The organism is Kocuria rosea, assembly GCF_006094695.1.
Classification (GTDB): domain Bacteria; phylum Actinomycetota; class Actinomycetes; order Actinomycetales; family Micrococcaceae; genus Kocuria; species Kocuria rosea.
In genome coordinates this window covers 2,126,822-2,152,265 of the sequence record NZ_CP035103.1, presented here as the reverse complement: position 1 = coordinate 2,152,265, position 25,444 = coordinate 2,126,822, and the positions used below count along the sequence as shown (strand labels likewise).

General features: G+C 71.0%; 29 protein-coding genes and 1 tRNA gene. 12 read left to right on the top strand and 18 right to left on the bottom strand.

All coding sequences use genetic code 11. The features are described 5' to 3' along the window. Positions 1–236 precede the first annotated feature (236 nt). A tRNA-Leu gene (locus EQG70_RS10015) sits at positions 237–322 on the top strand. Positions 323–783: 461 nt separating this feature from the next. Here the strand turns inward: EQG70_RS10015 and EQG70_RS10010 are convergent. Together EQG70_RS10010 and EQG70_RS10005 are read right to left on the bottom strand one after the other, a co-directional pair. Continuing rightward, positions 784–1,260, bottom strand: coding sequence for a VOC family protein (locus tag EQG70_RS10010; protein ID WP_017834308.1), 477 nt, complete (start codon positions 1,258–1,260; stop codon positions 784–786). A gap of 315 nt (positions 1,261–1,575) precedes the next feature. Beyond that, positions 1,576–2,823: an IS256 family transposase gene (locus tag EQG70_RS10005; RefSeq protein ID WP_109269546.1), complete on the bottom strand. Its 1,248-nt coding sequence runs from the start codon at positions 2,821–2,823 to the stop codon at positions 1,576–1,578. Between the two features lie 259 nt (positions 2,824–3,082). Between EQG70_RS10005 and EQG70_RS10000 the strand changes: the two genes are divergently transcribed. Continuing rightward, positions 3,083–4,009 (top strand): alpha/beta hydrolase, encoded by a 927-nt coding sequence (locus EQG70_RS10000; protein WP_158279225.1) that lies wholly within the window; start codon positions 3,083–3,085, stop codon positions 4,007–4,009. Between the two features lie 490 nt (positions 4,010–4,499). On the opposite strand, the gene EQG70_RS09995 is transcribed toward EQG70_RS10000, so the two are convergent. Together EQG70_RS09995 and EQG70_RS09990 are read right to left on the bottom strand one after the other, a co-directional pair. Next, positions 4,500–4,922, bottom strand: coding sequence for a hypothetical protein (locus tag EQG70_RS09995; protein WP_095651125.1), 423 nt, complete (start codon positions 4,920–4,922; stop codon positions 4,500–4,502). A 230-nt stretch (positions 4,923–5,152) separates the two neighbouring features. Further along, complete coding sequence (locus EQG70_RS09990; protein ID WP_126346323.1) at positions 5,153–5,566, bottom strand: hypothetical protein; 414 nt, start codon at positions 5,564–5,566, stop codon at positions 5,153–5,155. Between the two features lie 958 nt (positions 5,567–6,524). Here EQG70_RS09990 and EQG70_RS09985 point away from each other — a divergent pair. The 3 genes from EQG70_RS09985 (at position 6,525) to EQG70_RS09975 (ending at position 9,532) form a co-directional block, all read left to right on the top strand. Next, a complete protein-coding gene (locus EQG70_RS09985) occupies positions 6,525–7,118 on the top strand; it encodes a recombinase family protein (RefSeq protein WP_095651130.1) in 594 nt (197 codons plus the stop codon). A 187-nt stretch (positions 7,119–7,305) separates the two neighbouring features. Beyond that, complete coding sequence (locus tag EQG70_RS09980; RefSeq protein WP_229586405.1) at positions 7,306–8,514, top strand: heparan-alpha-glucosaminide N-acetyltransferase domain-containing protein; 1,209 nt, start codon at positions 7,306–7,308, stop codon at positions 8,512–8,514. 451 nt (positions 8,515–8,965) lie between these two features. Then, positions 8,966–9,532, top strand: coding sequence for a hypothetical protein (locus EQG70_RS09975; RefSeq protein ID WP_126346322.1), 567 nt, complete (start codon positions 8,966–8,968; stop codon positions 9,530–9,532). A gap of 105 nt (positions 9,533–9,637) precedes the next feature. Here the strand turns inward: EQG70_RS09975 and EQG70_RS09970 are convergent, their stop codons facing one another. The 3 genes from EQG70_RS09970 to EQG70_RS09960 all read right to left on the bottom strand — a co-directional run bounded on the left by EQG70_RS09970 (position 9,638) and on the right by EQG70_RS09960 (position 11,006). Next, positions 9,638–9,865, bottom strand: a complete 228-nt coding sequence (locus EQG70_RS09970; protein WP_109269357.1) for a hypothetical protein — start codon at positions 9,863–9,865, stop codon at positions 9,638–9,640. 30 nt (positions 9,866–9,895) lie between these two features. Next, positions 9,896–10,345: a hypothetical protein gene (locus EQG70_RS09965; RefSeq protein ID WP_109269358.1), complete on the bottom strand. Its 450-nt coding sequence runs from the start codon at positions 10,343–10,345 to the stop codon at positions 9,896–9,898. A gap of 163 nt (positions 10,346–10,508) precedes the next feature. Beyond that, the gene (locus EQG70_RS09960) at positions 10,509–11,006 is read right to left on the bottom strand and encodes a hypothetical protein (protein ID WP_126346321.1); all 498 of its coding nucleotides are present in this window, start codon (positions 11,004–11,006) and stop codon (positions 10,509–10,511) included. 657 nt (positions 11,007–11,663) lie between these two features. Between EQG70_RS09960 and EQG70_RS09955 the strand changes: the two genes are divergently transcribed. After that, positions 11,664–12,710, top strand: a complete 1,047-nt coding sequence (locus EQG70_RS09955) for a serine hydrolase domain-containing protein (protein WP_109269359.1) — start codon at positions 11,664–11,666, stop codon at positions 12,708–12,710. 104 nt (positions 12,711–12,814) lie between these two features. On the opposite strand, the gene EQG70_RS09950 is transcribed toward EQG70_RS09955, so the two are convergent. From EQG70_RS09950 to EQG70_RS09940, 4 genes are all read right to left on the bottom strand, one after another. Then, positions 12,815–13,219, bottom strand: a complete 405-nt coding sequence (locus EQG70_RS09950; RefSeq protein WP_095651118.1) for a hypothetical protein — start codon at positions 13,217–13,219, stop codon at positions 12,815–12,817. Between the two features lie 104 nt (positions 13,220–13,323). Next, on the bottom strand, positions 13,324–14,061 hold the full coding sequence (locus EQG70_RS09945) for a hypothetical protein (protein WP_126346320.1): 738 nt from the start codon (positions 14,059–14,061) through the stop codon (positions 13,324–13,326). Positions 14,062–14,114: 53 nt separating this feature from the next. Next, positions 14,115–14,243 (bottom strand): hypothetical protein, encoded by a 129-nt coding sequence (locus EQG70_RS18755; RefSeq protein ID WP_017833789.1) that lies wholly within the window; start codon positions 14,241–14,243, stop codon positions 14,115–14,117. A gap of 106 nt (positions 14,244–14,349) precedes the next feature. Then, a complete protein-coding gene (locus EQG70_RS09940) occupies positions 14,350–14,817 on the bottom strand; it encodes a hypothetical protein (RefSeq protein ID WP_017833790.1) in 468 nt (155 codons plus the stop codon). 130 nt (positions 14,818–14,947) lie between these two features. Here EQG70_RS09940 and EQG70_RS09935 point away from each other — a divergent pair, with 130 nt between their 5' ends. Further along, on the top strand, positions 14,948–15,472 hold the full coding sequence (locus EQG70_RS09935; protein ID WP_109244196.1) for a flavodoxin domain-containing protein: 525 nt from the start codon (positions 14,948–14,950) through the stop codon (positions 15,470–15,472). 196 nt (positions 15,473–15,668) lie between these two features. Then, positions 15,669–16,337, top strand: a complete 669-nt coding sequence (locus EQG70_RS09930) for a GAP family protein (protein ID WP_017833792.1) — start codon at positions 15,669–15,671, stop codon at positions 16,335–16,337. Here EQG70_RS09930 and EQG70_RS09925 read toward each other — a convergent pair. After that, a complete protein-coding gene (locus tag EQG70_RS09925) occupies positions 16,285–17,166 on the bottom strand; it encodes a sodium:calcium antiporter (RefSeq protein WP_232035304.1) in 882 nt (293 codons plus the stop codon). The genes EQG70_RS09930 and EQG70_RS09925 overlap by 53 nt on opposite strands. 215 nt (positions 17,167–17,381) lie before the next feature. Between EQG70_RS09925 and EQG70_RS09920 the strand changes: the two genes are divergently transcribed. Next, positions 17,382–17,945: a DinB family protein gene (locus tag EQG70_RS09920; protein WP_109269360.1), complete on the top strand. Its 564-nt coding sequence runs from the start codon at positions 17,382–17,384 to the stop codon at positions 17,943–17,945. A gap of 33 nt (positions 17,946–17,978) precedes the next feature. After that, positions 17,979–18,551, top strand: a complete 573-nt coding sequence (locus EQG70_RS09915) for a mycothiol transferase (RefSeq protein ID WP_109269361.1) — start codon at positions 17,979–17,981, stop codon at positions 18,549–18,551. Between the two features lie 14 nt (positions 18,552–18,565). On the opposite strand, the gene EQG70_RS09910 is transcribed toward EQG70_RS09915, so the two are convergent. Together EQG70_RS09910 and EQG70_RS09905 are read right to left on the bottom strand one after the other, a co-directional pair. Next, positions 18,566–18,775 carry a hypothetical protein gene (locus EQG70_RS09910; protein ID WP_109269362.1) on the bottom strand — a complete coding sequence of 70 codons (210 nt, stop codon included), beginning with the start codon at positions 18,773–18,775 and terminating at the stop codon, positions 18,566–18,568. A gap of 94 nt (positions 18,776–18,869) precedes the next feature. Continuing rightward, complete coding sequence (locus EQG70_RS09905; protein ID WP_109269363.1) at positions 18,870–19,601, bottom strand: DUF72 domain-containing protein; 732 nt, start codon at positions 19,599–19,601, stop codon at positions 18,870–18,872. A 176-nt stretch (positions 19,602–19,777) separates the two neighbouring features. On the opposite strand from EQG70_RS09905, the gene EQG70_RS09900 reads away from it, so the two are divergent. Next, positions 19,778–20,368, top strand: coding sequence for a thymidine kinase (locus tag EQG70_RS09900; protein WP_109269364.1), 591 nt, complete (start codon positions 19,778–19,780; stop codon positions 20,366–20,368). Between the two features lie 33 nt (positions 20,369–20,401). Here EQG70_RS09900 and EQG70_RS09895 read toward each other — a convergent pair whose 3' ends face one another. From EQG70_RS09895 to EQG70_RS18320, 3 genes are all read right to left on the bottom strand, one after another. Beyond that, the gene (locus tag EQG70_RS09895; RefSeq protein ID WP_017833799.1) at positions 20,402–20,899 is read right to left on the bottom strand and encodes a hypothetical protein; all 498 of its coding nucleotides are present in this window, start codon (positions 20,897–20,899) and stop codon (positions 20,402–20,404) included. A 404-nt stretch (positions 20,900–21,303) separates the two neighbouring features. Then, the gene (locus EQG70_RS09890; protein WP_109269365.1) at positions 21,304–22,998 is read right to left on the bottom strand and encodes an MDR family MFS transporter; all 1,695 of its coding nucleotides are present in this window, start codon (positions 22,996–22,998) and stop codon (positions 21,304–21,306) included. Next, positions 22,995–23,696 (bottom strand): TetR/AcrR family transcriptional regulator, encoded by a 702-nt coding sequence (locus EQG70_RS18320; RefSeq protein ID WP_197723072.1) that lies wholly within the window; start codon positions 23,694–23,696, stop codon positions 22,995–22,997. The genes EQG70_RS09890 and EQG70_RS18320 overlap by 4 nt, the downstream gene beginning before the upstream one ends. Before the next feature lie 163 nt (positions 23,697–23,859). Here EQG70_RS18320 and EQG70_RS09880 point away from each other — a divergent pair, with 163 nt between their 5' ends. After that, positions 23,860–24,471, top strand: coding sequence for a deoxynucleotide monophosphate kinase family protein (locus EQG70_RS09880; protein ID WP_109244320.1), 612 nt, complete (start codon positions 23,860–23,862; stop codon positions 24,469–24,471). Here the strand turns inward: EQG70_RS09880 and EQG70_RS09875 are convergent. Continuing rightward, positions 24,446–25,339 carry an SDR family NAD(P)-dependent oxidoreductase gene (locus EQG70_RS09875; RefSeq protein WP_109269366.1) on the bottom strand — a complete coding sequence of 298 codons (894 nt, stop codon included), beginning with the start codon at positions 25,337–25,339 and terminating at the stop codon, positions 24,446–24,448. The two genes, EQG70_RS09880 and EQG70_RS09875, sit on opposite strands and share 26 nt — an antisense overlap. Positions 25,340–25,444 lie beyond the last annotated feature (105 nt).

Sequence of the window (25,444 nt, the reverse complement as noted above, 5' to 3'; positions counted from 1 at the left end):
CAGGTCAGCTGGAGAATCCTGGAGATGCTCAGCCACCATTCAACCGCATGGCGGGGCGCGGTGGAAGCCGGAAGTGCACTTACTCAGGGGTTTTCATCAAAATTTTCGGCGCGGTCGCGCTGCTCCTCCGGACAGCGGCGCCGATGTGAACGGCGGCCGCGCATGTGGTACCTTATTTTCTGTTGCGTTCAGGAGGAACGGCCGGAAACGGCACCACGTTCGCCCTGGATCCACTCGCGCGGGTGGCGGAATAGGCAGACGCGCTAGCTTGAGGTGCTAGTCCTCGTATTAGAGGGTGGGGGTTCAAGTCCCCCCTCGCGCACAGTGCGATGTCTCAGGACATCGGAAACACCCCGGACCTACGGTCCGGGGTGTTTTTGTGTGTCCGGGGTGTTTTTCTGTGTGCGGGGGGTCGGGTGAAGGTCCTCGAGCCGCTGACGGACACCGACCACGGCTCCCCCCAGTTCACGATCCGCGACGGCGGCGGCAACCTGTGGACCATGGGCACCTGCCGCGGCGCATGAGCCGATGAGGACCGGCGCCCCGACTCGTGCTCCCCCCTGAGCCGTCCTGGCCTGCCGCAACGGGCGCTGGGCGTGCGAGCTCACCCCCTGCACCGCAGTCGGACCACCGTCCTGACCATCGAGTCTTTTGACGGAGGCGGTCGGATGGTTCCAGATCCGACGGTGGCCAGTGTCCGGAGCCGGTTCGACAGCCACGAACGGGAGCGGGGACGGTCTCGCCCATAGGGGGCTGGGCGGTTCGCAGCGCGCCCTCCGTGTTTCAGGAACGGTCGGCGGCGGCCTCCAGGTCGGCGATGACGAGCTTGCGCATCGACAACATCGCGGCCATCACCCGCTGCGCCCGGCCCGGATCGGGATCGGCCAGCAGCTCGACGAGCCTGCGGGGCACCATTTGCCAGGACAGCCCGTACTTGTCCTTGAGCCACCCGCACATGCTCTCCTGCCCGCCGTCGGCGGTGAGAGCTTCCCAGTACCGGTCCACCTCCGCCTGATCGGCGCAGTCGATCTGGAACGACACCGCTTCGCTGAAGCTGAACTCGGGCCCGCCATTGAGCGCGGTGAACGGATGACCGTCGAGCTCGAACTCCACGGTCAGCACCATCTCGGCCGGCCGCGGCCCGGCCTCGCCGTAGTAGGTGATGTCGGTGATCCGGGAGTTGGGGAACACCGTGAGATAGAAGTTCGCTGCGTCCTGGGCTTCGGTGTCGAACCACAGGCAGGGCGTGAGAGTAGTCATGGTGGGATTGTCTGCTTCCGCGCCCGGCCTGGGGAAGGTACAGGGAAGACATGACGACGCCTCGTGCAGAAGAAACTCGAGGGGGCCCGAATGTCGACGCCGTACTAATACTGAGCAGATGGAACCATGGCGAGAAACCACCGGTCACCCATGCGACATGAGGCAGTTTGGTTGCGTGACACTTGGGGGTGCGATCGGACTTCCGGGGACCGGTGGTGCGGGAGGTGTGGTGGGTTGCTGACCCCCGTCTCAGGCTCTGCCGGGACATGCCATTGGTCAAGCCCCGAGAAGTGGTGTAGCGATCTTTCGTAGGGGTCAGGCAGTGAGGGCGGTCAGGGGGTCGGGGATCACCTCGCTTCCGGTGCGGGCCACGGGGGTGAGCCGGCAACGGGTGAGGACCTCGAGTCCGAGGTAGCGGCGGCCCTCGGCCCACTCATCGGTCTGCTCGGCCAGCACCGCGCCCACGAGGCGAACGATGGCGGCTCGGTTGGGGAAGATCCCGACCGCGTCGGTGCGCCGGCGGATCTCCTTGTTCAGCCTCTCGGCGGGGTTGTTGGACCAGATCTGCATCCACACGTCTTTCGGGAAGCCGGTGAAGGCCAGCAGGTCCTCCCGGGCGTCGGCCAGGTGCTCAGCCACCTCGGGCAGCTTCTCGGCGACGTAGTCGATCAGCCGGTCGAACTGGGCGTTCACCGCGGCGGCATCGGGCTGGTCATAGACCGAGTGCAGCATCGCCTTCACGGCCGGCCACATGCTCTTCGGGCAGATCGACATGAGATTGGCCGCGTAGTGGGTGCGGCACCGCTGCCAGGACGCCCCGGGCAGGTGCGCGGCGATCGCGTCCTTGAGACCGGCGTGGGCGTCACTGGTGACCAGGCGGACTCCGCCCAGGCCCCGGGCCACCAGGTCGGCGAAGAACTCGTTCCACGCCGCCCCGGTCTCGGCCGTGGCCACCCGCATGCCCAGGACCTCCCGGTGGCCGTCGCCGTTGACCCCGGTGGCCAGCAGCACGACCGCGTTGACCACCCGCCCGCCCTCTCGGACTTTCATGGTCAGCGCGTCGGCGGCGACGAACGTGAAAGGGCCGGCCTCGTCCAGGGGCCGGTGGCGGAAGGACTCCACGTGCTCGTCGAGGTCGGTGGCCATGCGCGAGACCTGGGACTTCGACAGGGAGTTGATGCCCAGGGTCTTCACCAGCTTGTCCATCCGACGGGTCGAGACCCCGGCGAGGTAACAGTCGGCGACCACGGTGATCAGCGCGGACTCAGCCCGTTTGCGCCGCTCCAGCAACCACTCGGGGAAGTAGGTGCCGGTGCGCAGCTTCGGCACGGCGACGTCGATCGTGCCGATGCGGGTGTCGAGCTCACGGTGCCGGTAGCCGTTGCGCTGCGCAGACCGGGTCGGGGTGGGCTTGCCCCATTCGGCGCCGACCACCGCCTCGGCATCAGCAGACAAGAGAGCGTTGATCACCGTCTGCAACAAGCTGCGCATCAGATCCGGGGACGCGTCGGACAGGGCTTCGCCGAGCAGGCCAGCAGGGTCGACAATATGAGGAGCGGTCATCGTGATGATGTCCTTTCGAGGGTGCTGTGAGAGGTGAACTCGAAAGATCTCACGGTGGCCGCGCTCTCGTCGGCAACGACGAGCAAGACCACCGCGCTACACCACTATCGGGGGCTCAACTATGCCATTGCCCGGCTCACTACGCTTGAAGCATCACATTGGGGCCTCGGTCGCGCCGGGGTGACGGCGGTGGACCTGCAGCGGTTGGTGGTCTGGCTCTGGGATGTGCGGGGATCGGGGGGGCGTTGAGGTGCCAGCTGTGGTGGAGATCCGTTTTCGTTCCGAGGGTGCGGTGCTGGCCGGTCGTTTGTTCCTGCCTCCCGCGGCTGCGCCGGGGCCGGTGGTGGTCATGGCTCACGGCTTTTCCGCCACTGCTCACGGGATGGTCGCTGACCGCTACGCCCAGGCGTTCGCTGATCACGGTGTCGCGGCTTTCCTCTACGACCACCGAGGTGTGGGTCGAAGTCGGGGTGAGCCCCGAGGAGAGATCAATCCGTGGATCCAGGCCCGGGGCTATCGGGACGCCCTCGATGCCGTCTCTGCTTGTGACCGGGTGGACCCCCAGCGGGTGGCGTTGTGGGGGGACTCCTACAGCGCTGCCCAGGTGTTGGCGGTGGCCTGCGTGGACGAGCGGGTGCGCGCGGTGGTGGCTCAGACGCCGGCCTGCGGCCGGCATCCGGCGCCGCCGGACCCGGACGGGGCCCTGTATCGGGGAATGCGGGCCCGGCTCCTGGGCGGATCCGTGCGGGCCGAGCCGGAGCGGTGGCGCGGGCCGATGCCGGTGGTCTCCGCCGACCAGCTCTCGGCGCCTTCGGCGCTGAAGCCGTTGACCGCGCTGCGGTGGTTCCTGGAGTACGGGGCGCGATTCGGCACCGGGTGGGAGAACCAGGTGGTCCTCACCGCCCCGGAGGAACCGATGTGGCTACCGGTGCTGTGGGCCCAACATGTGCTGGTCCCGACCTGTTTTCTGCTGGCCCGTGACGATGAGATGCCCGGCTCGACGACGGCCGTGGCCAGGCAGGCCTTCGCCGCGCTGGGCGGTCCCAAGGAGGTGCACGAGCTCGAAGGCGGGCACTTCGGCCTGCTGTATCACCACGAGCCCGTCTTCGAGCGCTCCGTCGCGATCCAGACCCGGTTTCTGAGTTCGTGGCTGCATGACAGCGAGAGGCCCGGTGACCGCTACTGAGACCCCCGAGGGATCGAGTCGGTGCTGCTTCCCCGCGCTGGGCGTCCCGCCTCTGCCTTGCACCTCAGCGGCAGCACCACCGTAGTCGGTGACGGAATCGGGTGGAGTGCGTAGGGCGCCCGCGCTCCTGAGGCCGTGGACGCGAGACTTTCCGCCGGGGACGGATCCTATGATCGCCGCGGCGGGGTGTGACGGGGGCGGGGCGGCCCCCCGGCCACCCCGCCCCAGTTGCTTCTGCGCGGACCAGTCATCTGGCCAGCACCTCGGATCCCCCCGGAACCACGGTGCGGCCGGTCGACGCGCCAGAAGCTGGAGGATGGTCTGATGCAGATCACCTGTCCCCCTGATACGCCACGATGCTCGCTCCCGCCCCGTCCGGCAATTCCGGGGGTGTGTTGGGGTTCACAACATGACACATCCATGTGCGGTTGCTAATAGGGGTGTTCCGGAGTGGGTGGCTGGTGCGAGAAAGGCTGGTCCGTGTACAGGATCAGCCGCAGACGTTTGAGATTTCGCCGTCGAGATCGTCGAGCACCCACTCCGAGAGCTGTCCGGCGGGCACGAGGAACGTGTCCTCGCCCAGCAGCTGCGCCTCCTGAGCCGAGAGGGGTTCCTTGACGGCCTCGCTGTCGTGGACTGCCAGTGCAGCTGCGTAGCCGGCGGCCAGCTCGGCGGCCCACTCCCGGTGGCCGGCGTAGCAGGGGTGCTCGGGATCGGGGCTGCACGCCTCGAGCCACCGTGCCGGCTCCCGCGGAACGGAGGCGGCGGGCATCGGGTGCTGGTGCAGGTCCCAGGTGACCTCGGCCCAGCGACCCACGGGAGTGGCCACCATGGGGTAGTAGGTGGCAACCCACTGGGTGGGAGTGAGGGGGTGCAGCTCAACGGCCAGAGCCCCAGAGACGGAGATGGTCATGCCTTCTTCCTGTTCGCAGGTGACGGATCGTCTGGCGGTGGCGGCCTGAGGCGCGGTCGCATCGCCGAGTCTGGGGGGCCCGATGGTGATGGCCCAGGGTAAGCACGGGGCCGACAACTATGGAAGCAGGCTGAGCAATGTGACAGCAGGCCGCCTTTCAAGCCCGGGGATGCCAGGCCTCTCACCTGGTCCGGATCCTGGCTGGAGGTCGCCGGTGGGCTGGGTCGGTGTCATGGCCCCGGGTGTGTCTGCTGTTCGGGTCTTTCGTCGCGGCCGTGGGTGACGTTGCGGAGCTCAGCAGAGGAGGGGGCGGTTGGTGTCGGGAGGGTTGCCGCCAGGTGCGGTGCGATGCGGGCCAGACGATCGAGGTATCCGTGGCCCTCAAGCTCGGTCAGCACCACGGGAACACGGATTTTGGGGGTACTGGATCGGGCGGCGAGATCAGCCAGGGCCAGTGCGTTCCCGGCTCCGGTGCAGGCCACGGCCCGCAGAACACGTCGTGCCTCGGCGCTGAGCCGGGGATCAGCGGCGGCCTCAAGAGTGAGAGCCTCCAGCGCCGGGCGCAATGCCTGGAAGACGGCGGCGCGGGCCGCTGGGCCCAGGGTGGAGGCGCCTGAGGTGTGGCGGGGTTGCTCAGTGTCCATCTGCTGCTCCTCCGGTCGCGGCCGGAGGGACGTCGTGGATTCACCAGGACGGTCATCGTCAGGGGCGTGTTGGCCACTGCCTGCTGCGGCTCATCCGTCCCTACCGGTGCGCCGGCCCCCTCGATGACCCAGTCCGTGACCTGTGGGACCGGCCACGTGCACCACCGAAGAGTTCTTGGACCCGGTCACCGTGAAGGAGAGCTGCCGCGCCCTGGCAAGCAGAAGAGACGTCCCCCGACGACTGATCACATGGTCACAGGACTTCTGCCCACCAAGGCGGCGGCATGATCACCGCCGAGGAGCCAGCCCCCCGACTGGCCTCCCTGGCGTGCTCCACGCCGGGCCGACCGGCCCCCCGACCGGCGGCCCTGCGTGATACCCCGAACCTACTCTCTAGTAGGAAGAAGATCCATCTTCATGTTGTCCCCATTTGCGCCACTATTCAGAGCCGCGTGAAGGGCCATGGGGTCCGAGGCGACGATGGTGTGGAAGGGACCTGCGAGGGGGGCATGCCCTGCGGGGCTTCCTGACCGATGCGGCGTCTCTTCTCGGGGGTGTATTGAGGATCCCCGCGGGCATGCGCAAGGCCGGGCCATGCGCCCGGCCTTACGGGTGGGAAATGTCTTTCACCACGAAGACAGTGTGGTCCTGGCGGTAGCCGTTGGCGAGAGGTTTGAGGATGTGGCGCTGGACGGGGCTGACGTGCTTGGTGTCGGAGCACTTCCTCCCCGCAGTCACAGGCCGCGAACCGATCCGACCCATGACCTTGCCGATACCAAGCAGAGCAGCCTGAAGATTGAGGATGACAGTGGATCGCACGGCATGGGATGCCAGACGTCTCGTCGGGAAAATTTGCGTCCGCATGTTTCCGCGGTCGGGCATGTCTCGTATCTATGTACTTTATCAAGGTCTCCAAAAATCGAGTACTCAACGTTAGTTACGAGACAGATGGGTGGACGTGGGCAAGCTGATTGGGTACGCGCGAGTTTCGACGCGGCAACAGGACGCAGACTGTCAAGTGCATGACCTCCTGGCCGCCGGCGTGCGGCGCGCTGATGTCTACATCGACCATGGAGTGTCTGGAGGACGCGCGTCACGCCCGCAGTTCGACCGTGCTGTGGTTGCGCTGGAGAAGGGCGACACATTGGTGATTACCACGCTGGATCGCCTGGGCCGGTCGACGCAGAACATGCTGACCTTCGCCGAGGCGCTGCGGGGGAGGGGTGCCGGTCTGCGGGTGCTCAACCTCGGTGGGGGAGACGTGGACACCGCGACACCGATGGGCTCCATGGTCTTTACCGTCATGGCCGCGCTGGTCCAAATGGAACTGGAGATCAAGCGAGAGCGGATCACCGACTCGGTGGCCAAGCGTCGGGCCGCCGGCAAGGACTTCGGCGGACGGCCCCAGACCTTCACCGACTCCCAGATCCGCAACGCCCTGCGCCTGATCGACGGCGGGGAGCCGGCGACCCAGGTCGCCCGGGACCTTGGGATGTCCCGCGCCACGCTCTACCGGCGGATCCGGGAGCTGCCGGTGCCGACCACCTTGTGAGCGAGCGGTCGTCAACGACTTGAATGCGGCGGAGGTCAGGTTGATGTGCACCGTAGGGTTCGCAGAATCTTATGGAACCTACAGGCTTTCGCAACGGCAACGACAGGTGCAGCAGAGATCCTGAGCACAGGATGGTCCCGGCGGCTGGGGCCGTAAACCCGGGTCCGCTCCGGAGATCGAGGCAATCATGAGTTGGACATCCAGAACGGAGGGGCCCGCCCTGGCGGGTGCCGCCGACGGTGCCCGCAGGTCCTCGAGATGGTGGGACGGCATCGACGCGGCCCGCGGGCTAGCGCTGCTCGGGTTGCTGGCGGTGCCTTTTATGCCCGCCGATGACCACGAGATCCAGGAGTCGACCTGGTCGGGCCTGCTCCTGTCGGGGGCTCCGGTGGCACTGTTTGTCCTGCTGGCCGGGGTGGGACTCGCCTTCGACTCCGGGGGACGATTTCCACACCGAGGCAGGTGGCTGGCCGCTGATCGGATGGGGATGGCCGTGCAGGCGATCCTCATGGCCGCTGTAGGCCTGGGGGCCGGGGCACTGATGCCCGAAGGTGCCCCGGCGGACAACATCTTGATCTACTACGCGGTTTTTCTCGTGCTGGCGATTCCGTTTCTGCACCTGTCGGCGACGGCGTTGTTCGTTTGCGCGGCACTCATGTGGATCGTGGGCCCGCTGCTGATGCAGGCCATGACCGAAGTCATGCCCGCGTATGCCCCCTCCACCCCCACCTCCGTCGACGGGGTGAGCGGGGCCGCGGGCAGGATCTCCCACCTGCTGTTCACCGGCAGTCACCCGATCCTGTCGTACATGACCTGTCTGCTGGTCGGGCTGGGCTTGGGGCGGATGCGACTGCGTGACACGGGGGTCCAGGTCCGGGTGCTGGTGGTGGGAGCATTACTGGTGATCTGCGCCCAGGCGGCCTTCGTGGTGTCCAACGCCTTCGACGGGTACGACCGATTGCTGACCAGCAACCGGACCAGCATGGAGGTGCGGGTGTGGGGCCCGGAGGTGTTGCCCACCGACTCGCCCTGGTGGCCGGCGCTCATTCCCGCGCCCACTGGCACCGCGTGGACGATCGCGGCCGGCCTGGGCGTGGGACTGCTGGTGCTGGGGAGCTTGCTGCTGGCCACCAGGAAGTTCGGGGCGTGGTTGCTGCCGCTGTCGGCACTGGGCGCGATGGGTCTTACCCTGTACACCGCCCACCTGGTGGCGCTGTCCTTCCAGGCCCACTACGACCAGCCTTCTCTGTGGTACCTCCTGCCCTTGGTAGTCGTAGCGCTGGTTGCCCGGACCTGGCAACGAGCAACACTCGGTCCGGGGCCGCTGGAGCGGGTAGTCAGCACCAGCGTGGAGGCGACCCGCCGTGCTGTGCTCCACCGCTCCCACCACAGGTGAACACCAGTCAGGGAAGACCTCCACTACGCCAGGCTTTACTTGGGGCCCGGTTAGCGGCGAACCGTGCTGCGGTAGAAGTTCCTGCTTGCGCTGGGATTCCGCCCGGCGAGTCGGGTGGCAAGGGGGCCTGGAGGCCGATGTTAGGCTTCGCGAACTCAATGGAAGTGATGTCATGCACACCAAAGTCCGAGTCGCAGCGATCGTCGTTCTCCTTCTCGCACTGGGCCTGTTCGCCATTACTGAATGGCTGCCCGCCCTCCTCTTTCTCCCCGCGGCAGGAGGTGCACTCCTGCTGAATGAGTCCGGGATGCTCACACCTGGGCGGCCCCGTAACGACAGGGACCGATCACGCTTCTAATCGTCGCGGGTGCATGGGCATCGGCACGTGCAGTTGAGGTTCCCCTTTTGTGCGTCGTGGTTCCCGCCCGAACCGGCCGGTAGCGTCGTGAGCGTGACGAGTAGCGGCGACGCGGGGGCTCACGCCCGGCTGATGGACGGCTCTGCAGCGCCGACGGTGGGTCAGCTGGCAGTGCGCTCCATACCGGCTTCCTTGGTCGCTGTGGCCGGTCCTCCGCTGGTGGCTGTGGTCCTGCCTGGCGGAACGGGGGACGGATGGTGGTTCCTGGTCGTCTTCTTGCTCTTTGCGTTGGCCGGGCTGGTCCAGTATCTCGTGCAGCCGTCGCAGCCTCGACTGGACAAGCGGGTCAGTCAGGAGCGGTGGAAGTGGGCGCTTTCGTCGGTCATCAAGACCAGGGAGGTGCCGGTGGATCCGGGGGTGCGGGCTACCGCGGCGGCGGTTGCCTGCACCGAGCTCCAGATGTTCGTGGTGCTCATCTTCTTCGTCCTGGGAGTCGTCCTGGGCATGCTCATCCGTCCGGAAGCGCCGTGGTCGAGCTTTCTCGGTGCCCCGATAGGCATGGCGCTGGTGTCTGCCTTCCGGCTCCGCCGAAGCCTGATCTATCTCACGGTGCTGCACGCTCAGGCACGACCCGGCGGGCAGCAGTTTCAGCGTCAGTAGTTGAGGAAGCAGTGCGATACGAGGAGCGTCGCGGAGGCTGCCGCGGTTTCGATGATCTACGGGGTCCGCCGCCTTGGATGTGCGGTTCTTGATCTGGAGGGAGCGCTATTCGTCTCTCAAGCGCTGCTTCAGGCGTTCCAAGCGCTCTTGGTACTCCCGGTCTTGTTTCTTCATTCCTCGCCACACGATGACGAACATCGCGAAAGTGGTCAGAGCACTCACCACGGTGTTCCAAGAGCTTCCGCTGACGACGGTGATCATCACGGTGGTCGCCGCCAGGAGGCCACAGGCGATCGCGAGGGTGCCGCTGATCGGAGCTTTTCCGGTGACCATGGTGCCTCCTGTCGGGTTTCCCTGTCAGCTTCAGGGGTGGGCTTGAGACGTGGCGTGCCGCCGGCGGACCCAGCGTGCAGTGGCCGCTGCCGCTGCGGCGGCGCCAGCAACGACCGCTGATGCCAGCAGCGCCAACACGCTCAGGAAGACGACCGTGCCGGCGATGTCGCGCAGGGCCTGTCCGGGCGGCAGGGCTCCCGGGGTGAACCAGCCGTTGTTCCACACCAGCACCGGGGTGCCCAGCAACGCGGCCAGCAGGTAGGCGGCCGGCCAGAACGCATACGTCTCCACCCGGTGCCCCTCACGCCAGCCGCGCACGAGAGCCCAGGGGACGCTGAGCAGCAACGGCCCGAGCATGGCGACGAGAGGGGCACCGATCACGGCCCCTCCACCCTTGGGGGCGGTGACGATGATCAGCCACAGGCCCGCGGCGAAAGCCAGCGCCAGCACCACCGCCCACAGCAGGATGCGCAGACCCAACCACAGCACCGCCCTAGGCCCGGGGCGCGGGGCAACCGGTGGCCGTGGGTGCTCAGATGCGTGCTCGTTCATCGGTTCTCCCCTCGTGGATGAAGTGGGCCACCGCCAGCAGGGCCGCAATGTCCGTCATGGGCGCGGAGTCCTCTCACAATCCCTAATGGGCTCAGCCACGGCGAAGTCCGTGCCCCCGGCCGGGATCGTGGGGTCGTTCCTCGGCGTGTAGGAGGGTGAGGAAGACCCAGCTGCGGCGGGCCCTGCTGATGAGAACGAGGGCGAACACGGTCAGCAGCCCGGCGATGAACCCCCAGAAGGACGACCAGCGCAGCACCCCGGTGAGGGCGAACGCCACCGCGGCATAAAAGACGAACGCCGCGAGTTCGATCCGCCAGATGGCCACCGCGCCAGCGGCGGCCCGCAACTGGGGGTCCTGCGGCACGGTGACGGTCGAGGAGGCACTGCCGAGGATCCACCCCACCCGATCACGGGCCACGTACTGGGTGGGACGCGGACCCGGTACGTGCGTGCGCCGGGAGACCGAGTTCACCAGCAGGATGTAGGCCAGGGACACGGCCGAGGTCCACAGGCCGCGTTGGTCCTCGCGCAGGACTCCGAACTGCCACCAGACCAGCAACGGCAGACCGACCACCAACAGAGCACCCACCCAGAGGCTGCCCCGAAGAACCCGCAAAGCCGAGGGGATCGGGGTGCTGTCGACCTGTGGAGACGCCCCCTCCTTCGTACGCCCGTCCTGGTCCATGGTGCCGAAGCTACCGCCTGGCACAGCCGGACGTCTCGACACAGAAGAGGGGGCCAGCCTCCGCAGTCGGGCGGATTCCTCACCGGAGGGCCGGCCGCAGAGCGCACAGCGGCGAGCTCGTCGTGCTTCCAAGCTGAGGCCACAGTTGCCGCGCCGGCGGCGAACCAGACGGTCAGGAGGGCGCCGTCGCCTCTCTAAATATGGCTGGCTACCAATCACTTCTCGGAAGTTCGGCGTTGCAGCGGGGGTTCATATGCCCGCCGCGCTGGTTCCCGTTGCGGACGCAGGTGTCTGCAGCGGTTCACGGCGGGATCGGTCGTCGTTTGGCGCTGAGGGGCCGAGCGCAGCGTCTTGGCGGACTCCGTCTGCGTCGTCTGTATGGTTTGGACGGTTTCGGTCTTGACACCGCAGCGACAGAATTTCAAGGTGGCGTCAGACCGTTGCGACGTCGGTGGAGTCGCGCATCTGGGGGATGCCATGCACAGCCATCCATCCGAGAACCACCCCGGTGATTCCGGGGCCCAGCCAGGGGGTACTCCTGAGTGGTTGGCGGAGGCGGTGATGACCATGATGCGCACCGGGCGCATCCCGGGACTGTCCCTGGTCGTGGTCGACTCACAGCGGTCGTTGTACGCCGGCGGGTTCGGAACTGCTGACCTGGCCACGGAGGCGCCCGCGACTCCGGCCACGGTGTATCTGTGGTTCTCCATGACCAAGATCGTGACCGCCACGGCCGCCATGACCCTGGTCGAGGACGGTCGCCTCGAGCTGGACGCCCCGGTGGCCGACTACGTGGACTGTCTGCGCGCCCCGCGTGCCTCCCAGCCCACGGTAGGGCAGCTGCTGACCCACACCGCGGGGTTGTCCAATCCTCTGCCGCTGCGATGGGTGCACCCGGCCGAGCAGGAGCCGCCGGCGGCCGAGGACCTGCTGCGGTCCGTGATGAGGCGACCGCGCGCCTACCGCCACGCCCCGGGGCACAGGGCCCGATACACCAACGTCGGCTATCTTGCGCTGGTTCAGATCATCGAAGCCGTGAGCGGTATGCCGGTGACGTCCTATCTGCGGCAAGCCGTGCTGGATCCGGTGGGCATGACCAGCACCGGGTTCACCTACCGCCCGGAGGCACCAGCCGCAACCGGTTGTGTGCGCGCCCCGCGCGCCGCCGATCCGCTGCTGCGCCGTCTGCTCCCACCCGGGGTGGCCGGGACGCGTCACGGCGCCTACCTGGGCCTGCGGCCCTTCTACGTCGACGGAGCCGCCTACGGCGGTCTGGTCGCCGACGTGACGGATGCCGGACGGTTTCTGCGGCTGCACCTGGGTGATGGCCAGATCGACGGGCACCGCATCCTGTCCGCTGAGACGGCCCGATCCATGCGAGTGATCGAGCACCCGGGGAAGCCCTTCGACCACGGCATCGGCTGGTTCCGCCGCCCCACCCAGGAAACGGGGCAGTGGGTCGAGCACTTCGGGGCCGGCGCCGGATTCTGGAACGTCATGCGTCTCTACCCAGAACACGGCCTGGGCATCGTGGTCATGACCAACAGCACCACGAGCTACGACTTCGAGCCTCTCTTCGGCCTCCTCACGACCGCCTCCTGGTCGTAGCAGGCCCGGGGTATGTCCGTGAGGGGGGGCGTGGGCGTCCGTCGTGCGGCGGCGCCCGGCTCCCACGATCCGTGCGGGCGGACGGCGAGCGGCACCGTGACCGCTCAGGGGTTCGTGGTGATGTCCCCGCCGAGCTCGTCCCGGAGCTGCTGCAGCGGGGCCGCGTCCCTCGAGATGACGACCCAGTTGTCCGCGTGCAGGAAGGAGGCGCCCTGCTCGCTGCTGAGGGTGTTCAACAGCCCCTCCATGCGCTCCTCGGAGTCCGTGACGGCCATGGCCATGCGTCCGTTGGCGCAGTCCAGGTAGGTGGTCTCCGGGTCGGCCGGGGCGCGCAGCTGGTCCGTGCCCGGGCAGTCGATGCCGGCCCCGACGACGTCGTCGCGCAGCGCCGTCGCGTCCTCGTAGGCGGCCCCGCCGGCCACCATCGCCTGGATGTCGTCGGCGGTCGGCGCGCAGCCGGTCAGGGCGAGGGCGGAGAGAGCGAGCAGAGCGGGAACGGGTCGGCGCATGGGACGTCCTGTCGTCGAGGGGATCGGGTGGCGTGCTGGGGCGGGCGTGCGGACGGGGGCGGGCCCGGGTCCGGTGCGCGGTGCGCCGTCCGGCGGCGCCGCGCTCACGGGGCGGCCCCCTGCTCCGGACGGTGGTGCTCGTCGAGGACACGGGTGAGGACCCGGCCCGGGGTGTGCCGGTACTCGGGGTCGATGCGCTCGAGCACGGCGACGATCGCCTCGACGTCGTAGACCACGGACGGGTCACCGCCGTGGTGGCTCCAGCGGCGCTCGGCCACCCACGCCCACACGTGCACGGGCCGGCACCGCCGGCAGGTCCCGTGCTCCGCGGTGAGACAGTCGGGCCCCACCGGCTGGTTGAGCCCGGCGATCTCCGCGGGAGTGCGCCGGTGGCGCTCCACCACGACCCAGAATCTCTCGTCGGGGATCCGGGAGAGGTCCGAGCTCAGACCGGCCAGGGCTTCTCGCGCCCGGACCACGTCGTAGTAGAAGTCCGGCCTCGACCAGGGCGGGACGCGGTGCCGGGCGCGCAGCGCCTCGACCACAGCCGCCTCCTGCGCCGCGGCGATCTCGGCCGCCGTCCGCGGCGACGGGTCCGCGGCCGAGCGCCAGAGGCCGTCGAACAGGGCGGCGCCCTCGGTGCAGGCCTGACGGACCAGCAGCGTGCCGACGTCCGGGGAGCGCCGCTGGGACCAGAGCGCCCCGGAGAGCCGCTCGTAGACCTGTCCGTCGTCCAGGGTGAAGCTCCTCCGGTCGGCGGCCACGACCACACGGCGGGTGGTGGGCTCCCCGGTGGCTCCGGTGCGGGCGGGGATGACCACCGCGCGCGCACCGGGGTACACGGCACCGCCCTGGTTCAGCCTCCGCCGCTCGTCCACCGTCCGGTGACCCCGGCTCAGCGGGCCGGCCGGCGCGGCCGGCTGCGGGACCCGGTCTCACCGCGGCCCGGGGCGGTGGAGACGGCCGGGGCACCGAACGGCACGAGGACCGGGTCGGTCTGCCGGGCGACGGGCTCAGCGGCCATGGTGGTGCTCCTCGTGGAGTCGGAGTCGGGGTCGACGGGCGACGCGGGCGTCCGGTGCCTGCTGGGGGAACCGTAACAGCCGCCGCGCCCGGGGCGGCGGAGGTCGTCAGGCAACGGGCCGGCGGTCCTCCCCGGCGAGGGCGCTCATGCGGTCCCCGGCGGCGTCCATGCCCAGCGAGGCGAGCACCGCGAGCGCGGCCATCCACCGGCGCGGATGGGCCGCCCCGCGGGCGACCAGCCACCGCTCGAGCATCGCGTCGATCCGCAGCGAGGCGGCCTGGACCCCGCACGTCGCCGCGCCGAGACCCAGCAGCAGCGCCGCCCGCGCCGCCACCGGCAGCCGCTGCGCCGCGACGGGGCTCCCGTCGGCCAGGGTCCCGGCCTCGGTGCCGACGTCGACGGAGTCCTCCCCGCCGGTGTTCCGGGAGAGCACCCACGCTCCTGCGCCGGCGACCAGGACTCCCGGCACCACGACGTACGCGGCGCGCACCCGGGGCGACCAGCCGGACGGGGAGACCAGCGTCAGCGCTCCGGCGGCCGCGGAGCTGGTCAGGGACAGCACGAGATTGTTCATGGTTCTACGCTACGTCCCGCGTCCCCGGTCGTCACCCGGTCCGGCCGGTCGTCACCCGGTCCGGCCGGTCGTCACCCGGTCCGGCCGGTCGTCGGCCTACGCTGGGGGCAGGACCGAGAGGGAGGCGGAGATGCGGATTCTCGTCGCACATGCCAGCGCACACGGGTCGACGGCGGAGATCGCCCGGCGGATCGCCGACGTGCTCCGGGACGAGGGCTCGTCGGTCGACGTCGGGCCCATGGAACAGCAGGACGGTCTCGGCGACTACGACGCCGTCGTGCTCGGCAGTGCCATCCACGACCAGGACTGGCTGCCGGTGGCCACCGCGTTCGTCCACCGCCACCAGGCCGTGCTGCGGACCCGGCCGGTGTGGCTGTTCAGCGTGGGGATGTCCGCGGCCCTGCCCCGGATCCTTCGCGGACCGGCCCGCCGCGCCCAGAACCGGCGGCTGGCCGCGTCCCTGCGGGAGGTGGTGCACCCGCGCGGGCACCTGCTGCTGTCCGGGGTGGCGCAGGCCGAGCAGCTGCCGGGCTGGGCCGGACTCCTCCTCCGGGGGACAGGGGGGCGCTTCGGCGACCACCGGGACTGGCCCCGGATCGAGGCCTGGACCCGCGACATCGCCGGGACGCTGAGGACGGCCACCCGCGCCGGGTGATCCGCGGCCGTGCCCGCGACCTCCACCCTGGTGGAGAAGGATGTGCCCCCGAGGCCAGTGTTCCGATCGTCCCCGTCGCAGGGCGGGTGGGCCCCGGTACCCGGGGTCCCAGCCCTCGTCGAGGGGAGCGGTCGGCTCGACCGCAGCCCCGGGCGTCAGCGGCCCGGTCACGGGCACCCGTTCCCAGGAGGTCGTCGTGCCGGCAGCCGCAGCCGCGGGTCTCCCGATCGCGGTGGGACTGCTCGCCGCCTCCCTGCCCGTCGCCGTGATCATGCTGATGCTCGTCACCAGCGGGACCCGGGGCGCGGTCACCGCGTTCCTGTCCGGCTGGATCGCCGGGATCGCCGTCGTGACCGCCCTCACCGTGCTGGTCGTCGACACGACCCTGCCCCGCGACGATCCCGCGCCCTGGGTCGGCGTCCTGCGGGTCGTGCTCGGCGGCACCCTGCTGCTGCTGGGGGTCAAGCAGTGGCGGAGCCGGTCGCTCGAGGGGTCGCAGCCGGCGCGGTGGATGACCGCGGTCGACACGATGACGCCCCCGAAGGCCCTGGCCGTGGCCTTCCTGCTGGTCACGGTGAACCCGAAGAACGCGGTGCTGGTCGTCACGGGGGCGGCCGCGATCGCGACGGCCACGGCGTCCGTGGCGCACCAGGTGCTCGCGCTCCTGCTGTTCACGGGGGTCGCCAGCGCCGCGGTCGCCGCCCCGGTGCTGCTCCACGTGGTCCTGGGGGACCGGGCCGCCACGGTGCTGGCGGCCGCGAAGGGGTGGATGACCGCCAACGGTTCCTGGGTGATGACCGTCGTGCTGGTCGTCATCGGCGCGGTGCTCCTCGGCAACGGTGTGAGCGGACTGCGGTCCGGCTGACCGTGACCGTGCCCCGGCCCACCCGCGGCGGCTGGGGGGCGCCCGCAGGCCCGCCGGGCCCGCGGCGCTCGCGGCGCTCGCGGCGCCGGCCCAGCTCGTGGGCGCTCACCGCCACGAGGGTCATCACGACCAGGGGCAGCACGAACGAGACCATCACGGAGCTGAACCCCTCCAGGGCGTCGTGCTCGGTGGCCGCCAGTAGCACGTACCCGGTGTAGGCGAAGTACAGGACCAGGAACAGACCGCCCTCCCAGCGGGCCACGGCGAACCCGGTGAAGGCGATGGGCAGCAGCGCCACCACGGCGGCCGGCATCCCCGGGATGTCCAGGGCCACGGCCGCCGCCGGTACCGGCAGGCCGCCGTCGACGAGGATCGCCGGCACCCCGAGCACCAGTCCGAGGTTCAGCAGGCAGTTGCCCACGACGTTGCCGATGGCGAGATCCCGCTGTCCCCGGCGGACCGCGACGACGGACGCGGCCAGTTCGGGCCGGGACGTCCCGAGGGCGACCACCGTGAGCCCGACGACGAGGCCGCTGACGCCCAGGGCCGTGGCGACGTCGACCGCCCCCTCGACGAGGACCGTGGCCCCGGCCACGAGAAGCCCCACCCCCACCACGACGAGCACGATCGAGACACCGGCCGAGGCCTCCCCGGCCGGTGGCCCGTCGACATCGGGTGCGGCGGGCGGCCGGTCCGGCTGAGGGTCCGGCGCCCCGGCGGGGGAGGCGGCGTCCCGGCGGCCGATCAGCACCGTCAGGACCCCGTGGACGAGCACCGCTGCGAACAGCACCGTGCCGTCCGTGCCGCTGACCCGACCGTCCAGGGACACGAGCGCAACGTCATGCCGAGCACGATGCGCCCCACGTCCAGGACCGTCATGGGCGCCGGTCCAGAACTGCCGCCCGGGAGGACAGGGGCAGTGCGCGGGATCCGTCACGGCTCGGGTGCCGCGTGGATGCGGACAGGATCTGTCCGCCACGGGGAGGACACTGGACCTGTCACCGGACGCTGCGCCGGAGGCGCCCCGATCAGGAGGGAACCGCCATGACCGACCTCGACGTCGCCGCCTGTGCCGCCGACCAGATCGACCGGCACTGGACCCACCAGCTGCGGCCCCGCCTCGCCGGCCTGACCGACGAGGAGTACTTCTTCGACCCCACCGGCGGGTCCGCGTGGACGGTCCATCCCCGGGCCGAGGAACGCACCCCGATGCAGACGGGCCGCGGGGAGCTCGTGCTGGACTTCGCCTTCCCCGAACCGGTGCCCGCGCCGTTCACGACCATCGCCTGGCGGCTGGCGCACGTCGTCGTCGGGGTCCTCGCCGCGCGCAGCCACGGGCACTTCGCCGGCCCCGAGGCGTCCTACCAGAGCTGGGCGTACGCCGGGACCGCGGAGGAGGCGCTGGCCCAGCTCGACCGCGAGTTCGCCCGCTGGACGGCCGGGGTGCACTCGCTGACGGACGCGGACCTGGCGCGCCCGTGCGGCCCGGCGGAGGGCCCGTACGCGGACCTGCCGATGCTCGCCCTGGTGCTGCACATCAACCGCGAGCTGATCCACCACGGGGCGGAGCTCGCCCTGCTGCGCGACCTGTACGCCCACACCCGCTGAGCCCCGCGCCGCACGACACCTCAGGAGCCCACCGTGCCCTTCCTCACTCCCACCGTCACCGACGAGCGCGACGCCCTGGCGGCCTTCGCGAGCCAGCAGATCCGCCAGGTCGCCACCACCCTCCAGGGCCTCGACGCCGAGCAGCTGCGGGCGACCCCCTCGGCGAGCGCCATGAGCCTGGGCGCGCTGGCCCGGCACGTCCTGTTCATCGGCGGGCACGGTCCGTTCGCAGTGCTCACGGACCCCCACCGGACCTCCGGGGAGCCGCTGGACGACGCCGGCTGGGCCGCCGGGGCGATCCTGCCGGAGGCCGTGCAGCCGGAGGACACCGCCGAGTCCCTGGGCGCGGCCCTGTACTCGCTGGCCGACCGCGTCGAGGCGGGCCTGCGCACCGCGGACCCGGAGGCCCGCATCCCCGTCCCGGACGCCCCGTGGTTCCCAAAGGACCTGGGGACGTGGCCCGCCCGGTGGGTGGCGCTGCACATGGTCGAGGAGAACGCCCGGCACGCCGGGCACGCCGACATCCTGCGCGAGTCCCTCGACGGGCGGACCGCCTACGAGCTCAACGCCCTGGCGGACGGGGAGCCGTGGAGCCCGCAGGACTGACCGGCCCGAGGGGTCTACTCGTCGTCCGGTGGGCGCCTGGTCCCCGCCTCCGGGTCCTCCGGCGGCGGGGCGTCGTCCTCCGCCTCCTCGGGGGGAGCGTCCGCGCGCCGGTTGCTCTCGTCGGTGGTGGCGGTCAGCCACGTCTCGTCGCGGACGCCCAGTCCCTCCTGGCTCGTCTCCGCCCAGGCCTCGTCGCGGTCCGCGGGCTCGGGGTAGCGGTTCATCTCCGGCTCCTGTCCTGCTCGACGGTGATGGCCCGATCCTATGCCCGGGCCCGGCATCCCGCGCACGGCGTCCTGCGCCCGGCCGGGGATCTCCTCAGCCGCCCTCGAGGAGCCGGCGCAGCGTCAGGGCGTTGCGCACGGCGTGGCCGTCGCCGTCGTTGTTGAAGTACGCGTAGACCTCGCGGCCGCCGTGGTGCCACTCCCGGATCCGGTCCGCCCACCAGGCCAGGTCCTCGTCCGAGTAGGAGCCGGCGTAGAGGTGGTGGTGGTCGGGGCCGTGGAAGCGGACGTAGACGAAGGGGGCAGTGGCCTCGAGGACGCAGGGCAGCCCGGCCCCGCTCATCACGCAGTACGCCGCGCCGTGGCGCCGGAGCAGCTCGAAGACCTCCGGGTGCACCCAGCTGTCGTGGCGGAACTCCACGGCGACGGGCAGCCAGTCCGGCAGCCCGGCCAGGAACCAGTCGAGGCGAGCGTCGCCGCGGGCCTGCGCCGGCGCGAGCTGGACGAGCAGCACGCCGCGCCGGTCCCGCAGCTCGTGCCAGGACTCGGCGATCCGCCGGCTCCAGTTCTCGGGCGCGTAGAGCTTCTTCGCGTGCGTCAGTCCGCGGGGGGCCTTCACCGTCATCCGGAAGCCCTCCGGCAGGCGCCGGTTCCAGCCGGCGAAGGTGCTGCTGCGCGGCCAGCGGTAGAAGCTCGCGTTGAGCTCCACGGTGGAGAAGGCCCGGGTGTAGATCTCCAGGCGCTTGGCCGGGGCCGTGCCGGGGGGATAGAGGACGTCCTCCCAGTGGTCGTAGCTCCACCCGGAGGTGCCGATGTGCCAGCCCATGGGCTCCAGGGTAGCTGCGGAGGGCGCCGGGTCCGGCCGTCGCGCCGGGCGCCGGCCGGCCGCGCGGCGGACGTAGGGTGTTCACCGGCACGCACGGCGCCCCCGCCGAGCACCCCGCACGACCCCAGGAGAACGCTCATGACCACCCTCGCCCCCCGGCCCGCCGGGACCCGCTGATGGCGAAGCTCTACTTCCGGCACGGGGCGATGAACTCCGGCAAGTCCACCGTGCTGATCCAGGCCGCGCACAACTACGAGGAGCGCGACCAGACGGTCCTCGTCGCCAAGCCCGCGATCGACTCGAAGGGCGCGGACACCGTGGTCTCACGGCTGGGGGAGTCCCGGCGGGTCGACCTGCTGCTGGCCCCGGAGGACGGGGCGCGCGAGCGCTTCCGGGCCGCCGTGCGGGAGTGCGGACCGGTGCACTGCCTGCTGGTGGACGAGGCGCAGTTCCTCGCCCCGGCCCAGGTCGACGACCTGCTGCGCATCGCGGTGCTCGACGGCGTCCCGGTGCTGGCCTACGGGCTGCGCACCGACTTCCGCACGGAGGCGTTCCCGGGCGCGGCGCGCCTGCTGGCCGTGGCCCACACGGTCGAGGAGCTGCGCACGATCTGCCGCTGCGGGTCCAAGGCGATGTTCAACGCCCGCACGGTGGACGGGGAGCCGGTCTTCGAGGGCGACCAGGTGGCCATCGACGGTGCGGCCGTGTCCTACGAGTCGATGTGCGCCGGCTGCTACCTGCGGCACTCGGACGGGCGCCTGGGCTGAGCCGGGGACCGGCGCGCCGGTCCCGAAACGGCGTCAGGGGGTGACGTCCCGGTCGTCCTCGCGGCCGTGCCGGTCGACGACCGCCCAGAACAGGTCCTCGGGGATCGCCTCGAGGTCGGGGTGCAGGGCGGCGAGCTCGTCGATGATGGCGGCCACGTCGTAGTGGGCGTGCACGTCGCCGCGCCGGGCGAGCCGGTTCGAGGCGATCAGGCCCTCGACGTAGGCGGTGTGGTCGGAGTCGGTGAACGTGCTCAGGACCGCGTCCGCCCACAGCTGCTCGAAGGCCGGGTGGCCCTCGGTGACGAGCCGGACCGGGGCGTGCGCGCCGTCGGGCTCGGCGGGGTCGGCCTCCGGGGCGTCCCGCACCGGTCCGGTGGTCTTGGCGAACCGGGTGCCGTCGTCGACCGTGACGGTCCGGTCGGTCTCGTCGACGACGGTGTGCCGCTCGGTGCGCAGGACGGGCCCGCCGCGGACCACCACGGCGCGGGTGCCGACGCCGGTGGCTCCGCCGACGTGGTGGTGCTGGCTCACGGCGACCTCCTGGGGTCTGCGCTGCGGGGGCGGCCGATCCGCCGAGTGCCTGATGCGCAGAACCTAGCAGGCGGCGCCGACCGCCGAAAGTTTCCGGGAACGCGGACGGCGCCGCCGGAGGGGCTCCGGCGGCGCCGAGGGCGCGGGGTGGACCGGGGCTCAGCCGCCGAGCAGCACCGCGCGGACCAGGTCGAAGAACATGCCGAGGATGGCCGTGAAGTTGGGGTTGAAGAACGCGTCGAACTCGCCGACCAGTCTGATCATGACAGTTCCTTCCGAGGGGGGTGGGTGGGGCCCGGGCCGGGCGCGGATCCGGCCCGGGCCCGAGCCTACCGGGGGTGTTCACAGAAGCACATGGCCTTTCGGCCAGTTCCCGCTCCGGGCCGGCCGGACGCCGGGACCCGTCAGGGGGCGGGAGTGCCGGTGGAGGACGCTCGGCGCGCGTCGTCGTGCGCCGCGGTCTCCTGCGCCGCGGCCTCCATCGCGGCGGCCTTCTTCGCTGCGGCCTCGTGCGCGGCGGCCTCCGCGCCGCCGATGGCCTCGCCGCGGGCCACCATGCCGGCGGTGTCGGAGAGGGGGATCTGCTTGAGGAACACCGCGAGGACGAAGGCCAGCAGCATGAAGGGGATGAGGTACCAGAACACCGGGGCGAGGGAGTCTGCGTACGCGGTGACGATGCCCTCGCGGACGGGCTCGGGCAGCTGCGCCAGGGTCTGCGGGTCCAGGGTGGCGGTCGCCTCCCCGGCCTGGGCGGCGGAGGCGCCGGCGCCGGTGAAGACGGCCGTGAGCTGCTCCGAGAGGTTGTTGGTGAAGATCGCCCCGAAGATCGCCACGCCGAGGGCCGCGCCGACCTCGCGGAAGTAGTTGTTGGTGCTGGTGGCGGTGCCCACCATGGACGGGTCCACGGCGTTCTGCACCACGAGGACGATGACCTGCATGATCAGGCCCAGGCCCGCGCCGAGCACGAGGAGGTAGACGCAGATCAGCCAGATGGGCGTCTCGGCCGCCAGCGTGGTCATGGCGAGCATGGCCGAGGCCGTGACGAGCGTGCCCGCCAGCGGGTAGCCCTTGTACCGGCCGGTGCGGGAGATCCTGAGGCCGGACCAGATCGAGGTGCCCATCATCCCGACCATCATGGGGACCATGAGCAGCCCGGACTCCGCCGCCGAGGTGCCGGAGGACATCTGCAGGAACGTGGGCACGAACGCGATGGCGGCGAACATCCCCAGCCCCAGGGTGAGGCCGATCGCGGTGGCGTTGACGAACACCGGGTTGCGGAACAGGCCCAGGGGGATGATCGGGTCCTCGGCCCGGGTCTCGTTCCAGATGAACAGCGCCGTGGCCACGACCATGCCGCCCGCCCAGGCCCAGGTGGCGGCCGCGCCCCAGCCGTGCTCGGCGTTGCCGCCGAACTCGGTGAAGAAGATGAGACAGGTCGTCGCCACGGACAGCAGCAGGACGCCGGCCACGTCGATCCTGCGGGTCGCGCGCTTGTGCGGGAGGGTCAGGGTGAACCACGCGATGGCGAAGGCGGCGATGCCGATGGGGATGTTGATGTAGAAGGCCCACTGCCAGGTGAGGTGGTCCACGAAGTAGCCGCCGAGCAGCGGCCCCGCCACGGCGGAGAGCCCGAAGATGCCGCCGAGCGGGCCCATGTACTTGCCGCGCTCGGAGGCCGGGACGATGTCCGCGATGATCGCCTGGGAGAGGATCATCAGTCCTCCGCCGCCGAGCCCCTGCAGCGCGCGGAAGGTCACGAACTGCCAGAACCCGGTGGCCAGGGCGCAGCCCACCGACGCGAGCGTGAAGAGGGCGATGGCGACCAGGAAGAGGTTGCGCCGGCCCAGGACGTCGCCGAACTTGCCGTAGACCGGCATCACGATGGTGGTGGCCAGCAGATAGGCCGTGGTGATCCAGGCCTGGTGCTCCACGCCGCCCAGCTCCCCGACGATGGTCGGCATGGCGGTGGAGACGATCGTCTGGTCGAGGCTGGCGAGCATCATCCCGGCGATGAGGGCGGAGAAGATGATCCAGATCCGCTTCTGGGTCAGCACCAGCAGCGGGGCGTCCTGCGCGACCGCGGGCGGGGTGGTGGTCATGGGCTTCCTTCGGTGTCCGGGGGCGGGTCAGAGGTGTCGGGGGGAGTGGCTGAGGGGGTGTCCGCGGCGGCGTCCGGCGTCGTCGGCGGGGCGGTGGCGCCGGGGGAGAACAGGGCCCCGGCGAGGCGGACGTTGCGGGCCAGCAGCTCCGCGAACTCCTCCAGGGGCGGGGACTCGTCCGGGTCGGCGCCGGCCGGCTGGGTCTCGAGGAGCTCGTGGACGGTGTGCCCGGCGAGGTGGGAGACGACGGCGGCGGCCACGCCGGGGAACGGGTCCCGCTCCCCGCAGCCCTGCCGGCGCGCGATGAGCTCCGTCAGCTCGGCCAGCCGGCGTTCCATGGTCTCGGTGAGCCGCTGGAGCAGCACGGGCTCGCGGCGCAGGACGTCCAGCAGCAGGGTCCGGTCGTGGGGGCCCTCCAGCAGGGCGAAAGAGCGCACGACCAGCTCCTGCAGGGCGCTCAGCAGCGGGGCTCCGTCCGGGGCGGAGCCTCCGGCCACGAACTGCTCGCCGAAGGCCTCGAGCGGGTCCCGGACCGGGGTGCCCAGCACGGCGTCGTCCTTGGAGGCGAAGTAGTTGAAGAAGCTCCGCCGGGAGATCCCGACCTCCGCGCAGAGCTCGTCCACGGTGAACCCCGCCAGCCCGCGCTCGGCGGTCAACCGGCGCGCACCGGCGATGAGGGAGCGGCGGGTCCGGCGCATGCGCTGCTCCCGTGCGCCCGCCGTCACCGGAGGCGCCCGAGGTCGAATAGATGTTGCACTCACGACATCATAGTGCAACTTTGCGGCGGGTGGTGCCCCGTGCGCCGTCGTGCCCCCGTCCGTACGCTGGACCACGTCGGCGCACGACCGGAGGAGACCCGTCATGGCCCAGGAACCGGACCCCCGCCCGCGGCTGATCGGGCTGCACGGGCGCAAGCAGTCGGGCAAGGACACGTGCGGCGACCGCCTCGTGGACGCGCACGGCTACGCACGGGTGGCCTTCGCGGACCCGCTGCGGCTGTTCCTCACCGAGCTGGACCCCCTCGTGGGCGTCCGGGACGGCCGGCTCGTGCGGCTCGCCACGGTGCTGTCGGAGGCCGGCGGGGACTGGGGTCTGCTCAAGGACGAGGCGCGGGACCCGGTGCACCGGGAGATCCGGACGCTGCTGCAGAAGGTCGGCAACGAGGCCGGCAAGGCCGTCTTCGGGGAGACGGTGTGGGCGGACCGCGGGCTGGAGACCGCCCGCCGGCTGGGCGGGCCGGTCGTGTTCACGGACGTGCGCTTCGACGTCGAGGCCCAGGCCATCACGGCCGCCGGGGGCCGGGTGGTGCACGTGGTGCGCCCCGGGGCTCCCGCCGCGGAGGACCCGCACCCCTCGGAGGCCGGCATCGACCCGCGCTGGATCACCGCCGTCCTCGTCAACGACGGGACGGTCGAGCAGCTCTGGGCGAAGGTCGACGCGCTGGTGCTCAGCCGGCCGGGTGCCCCGGGGTGAGCCCCACCAGCTCGGCGCTGCGCCGCCACAGGGCGTCCGCGAGCGCGTCGTCGGCCGCGCGGGACGGGGCACGGGCGGGCCGCCTCTTCTCGAAGTAGCCCCCGGAGCGCCAGTCCTCGCCGGCGGCGCCCTCCGCCAGCCACACCAGGGTCTCCGCGCCCCGTTCCGGGGTGATCATGAGCCGGCGGCCCAGGCGCGTGCGGTACAGGAACCGCAGGGGGGTGGTGGTGCCCGAGGCGAAGTTCGTCGCGACGCCCCCGGGGTGGAACGCCGCGGCGGCGAGGCCGTGCGGCCCGTGCCGGCGGTCGAGGCCGCGGGTGAAGAGGATGTTGGCGAGCTTCGTGTCCCCGTAGGCCCCCTGCGGGGACCAGCGCCGGTCGTCGACGAGGACCTCCGGCGAGAGCCGGCCGATCCGGGCCGCGACGCTGGACGTGCTGAGCACCGCCGCGCCGTCCGCCACGAGCCGATCGAGCAGCAGGTGGGTGAGCAGGAAGGGCGCCAGGTGGTTGACCTGCCACGTCATCTCGTGCCCGTCGGGCGTCAGCTCGCGGCGGTCGAAGATCCCGCCGGCGTTGTTGACCAGGACGTCGATCCGCGGCACGGACTCCTGCAGCACCCGGGCGAGCCGGCGCACGTCGTCGAGCCGCGCGAAGTCCGCGGTGAAGTGCCGGAGCCCGAGGGGCCCGGCCACCGCCGCGGTCTTCGCGCCCGATCGCCCGACGACGACGACGTCGTGACCCCGTCCCGCCAGCTCGCGGACGGCGGCGGCCCCGATGCCGTCGCTCGCGCCGGTGATCATCACCGTGCGCCGCCCCCTGCGCCGGTGGGCGTGCTGCTCGCGGTGCTGGTCCTCGTCGTGCTGGTCCATGGTGACCTCCTCGGTCGAGCCGGAATCCCGGTCAGCATAGCGACGCCTCCTGGGCCGCGGGACGGAATAAGCGCGCGGGCGGAGCCGTTGCGGCACGCACGACGG

Bases quoted from the DNA above. Each gene is read 5' to 3' on its own strand.
- EQG70_RS10010 (WP_017834308.1), bottom strand. From the start codon at position 1,260: ATGACTACTCTCACGCCCTGCCTGTGGTTCGACACCGAAGCCCAGGAC.
- EQG70_RS10005 (WP_109269546.1), bottom strand. From the start codon at position 2,823: ATGACCGCTCCTCATATTGTCGACCCTGCTGGCCTGCTCGGCGAAGCC.
- EQG70_RS09995 (WP_095651125.1), bottom strand. From the start codon at position 4,922: ATGACCATCTCCGTCTCTGGGGCTCTGGCCGTTGAGCTGCACCCCCTC.
- EQG70_RS09990 (WP_126346323.1), bottom strand. From the start codon at position 5,566: ATGGACACTGAGCAACCCCGCCACACCTCAGGCGCCTCCACCCTGGGC.
- EQG70_RS09980 (WP_229586405.1), top strand. From the start codon at position 7,306: ATGAGTTGGACATCCAGAACGGAGGGGCCCGCCCTGGCGGGTGCCGCC.
- EQG70_RS09970 (WP_109269357.1), bottom strand. From the start codon at position 9,865: ATGGTCACCGGAAAAGCTCCGATCAGCGGCACCCTCGCGATCGCCTGT.
- EQG70_RS09955 (WP_109269359.1), top strand. From the start codon at position 11,664: ATGACCATGATGCGCACCGGGCGCATCCCGGGACTGTCCCTGGTCGTG.
- EQG70_RS09950 (WP_095651118.1), bottom strand. From the start codon at position 13,219: ATGCGCCGACCCGTTCCCGCTCTGCTCGCTCTCTCCGCCCTCGCCCTG.
- EQG70_RS18755 (WP_017833789.1), bottom strand. From the start codon at position 14,243: ATGGCCGCTGAGCCCGTCGCCCGGCAGACCGACCCGGTCCTCGTGCCG.
- EQG70_RS09940 (WP_017833790.1), bottom strand. From the start codon at position 14,817: ATGAACAATCTCGTGCTGTCCCTGACCAGCTCCGCGGCCGCCGGAGCG.
- EQG70_RS09935 (WP_109244196.1), top strand. From the start codon at position 14,948: ATGCGGATTCTCGTCGCACATGCCAGCGCACACGGGTCGACGGCGGAG.
- EQG70_RS09920 (WP_109269360.1), top strand. From the start codon at position 17,382: ATGACCGACCTCGACGTCGCCGCCTGTGCCGCCGACCAGATCGACCGG.
- EQG70_RS09910 (WP_109269362.1), bottom strand. From the start codon at position 18,775: ATGAACCGCTACCCCGAGCCCGCGGACCGCGACGAGGCCTGGGCGGAG.
- EQG70_RS09905 (WP_109269363.1), bottom strand. From the start codon at position 19,601: ATGGGCTGGCACATCGGCACCTCCGGGTGGAGCTACGACCACTGGGAG.
- EQG70_RS09900 (WP_109269364.1), top strand. From the start codon at position 19,778: ATGGCGAAGCTCTACTTCCGGCACGGGGCGATGAACTCCGGCAAGTCC.
- EQG70_RS09890 (WP_109269365.1), bottom strand. From the start codon at position 22,998: ATGACCACCACCCCGCCCGCGGTCGCGCAGGACGCCCCGCTGCTGGTG.
- EQG70_RS18320 (WP_197723072.1), bottom strand. From the start codon at position 23,696: ATGCGCCGGACCCGCCGCTCCCTCATCGCCGGTGCGCGCCGGTTGACC.
- EQG70_RS09880 (WP_109244320.1), top strand. From the start codon at position 23,860: ATGGCCCAGGAACCGGACCCCCGCCCGCGGCTGATCGGGCTGCACGGG.
- EQG70_RS09875 (WP_109269366.1), bottom strand. From the start codon at position 25,339: ATGGACCAGCACGACGAGGACCAGCACCGCGAGCAGCACGCCCACCGG.